Here is a 979-nt window from a genome sequence, read left to right as displayed (position 1 = left end):
GGAAGACCAGAAAGAGGGCATGCGCGCCTTCGTCGAGAAGCGCGCACCGGCGTTCAAGCACCAATAAGCAGTGCTTAGCGGAGTGATCTCGGGAATACCCGAGTAACAACCTCGAGTATTCGCGGCCTCGTTTGCGCGTGCTTTGCGGCCGCAATCCTAGGCGCAGACGGGGCTGGCGGCGATTCTTCACGAACTCGTCATCAACCCGTAACGACAAAGGTGTTGCCAACCTCCAGGAACCCGCCTATAGTTCGCCCCTCGCTGCAAAACACAGCGCCGAAACGCAGGTTGAGGCGGTGGAGTTAGGTGGTGGAGAAGCAGGAGTGGGGCGGGTTTGCGGTCGATTGTGTGGTTGGCGATTGGCTGGAAATTCAGGAGTGGTTGGCGGCGAGTTGATGATAAAAATTCTTCGACGAGTTGTTGACAGCGACGAAAAAGCTCTGCATAATCTCGTTTCTCTGCTGCAGACAACGCAGCGACGCGGTGAACAAAGTTGATCGCGAAGTTCTTTAACAAGCAAACAGCCGATAAGTGTGGGCGCTTAATACTGGATGCGGCGGATTTCGATCCGCTAGCTAACAAGTAATGAAGTGCTCGCACAGAAGTAAGGTTTGAACGAAAGTTCAAGTCAGATTCTGAGAGTGAGCGACCGCTCGTAAAGAGCGAAAAACAGCAGATTGAACTGAAGAGTTTGATCCTGGCTCAGATTGAACGCTGGCGGCATGCCTTACACATGCAAGTCGAACGGCAGCATGATCTAGCTTGCTAGATTGATGGCGAGTGGCGAACGGGTGAGTAATACATCGGAACGTGCCCTGTAGTGGGGGATAACTAGTCGAAAGATTAGCTAATACCGCATACGACCTGAGGGTGAAAGTGGGGGACCGCAAGGCCTCATGCTATAGGAGCGGCCGATGTCTGATTAGCTAGTTGGTGGGGTAAAGGCCCACCAAGGCGACGATCAGTAGCTGGTCTGAGA

General features: G+C 53.4%; 1 rRNA gene. It reads left to right on the top strand.

Going from position 1 to position 979, the window contains the following annotated elements:
* Window positions 1-679: 679 nt before the first annotated feature.
* A 16S ribosomal RNA gene (locus tag DOD19_RS25570) occupies window positions 680-979 on the top strand; the annotation flags it as partial.

It is taken from the genome of Ralstonia sp. GX3-BWBA (genome assembly GCF_003290055.1).
GTDB classification, from domain to species: domain Bacteria; phylum Pseudomonadota; class Gammaproteobacteria; order Burkholderiales; family Burkholderiaceae; genus Ralstonia; species Ralstonia holmesii.
The sequence above is the reverse complement of the archived record's forward strand: the minus strand, read 5'-3'. Positions and strand labels throughout refer to the sequence as shown.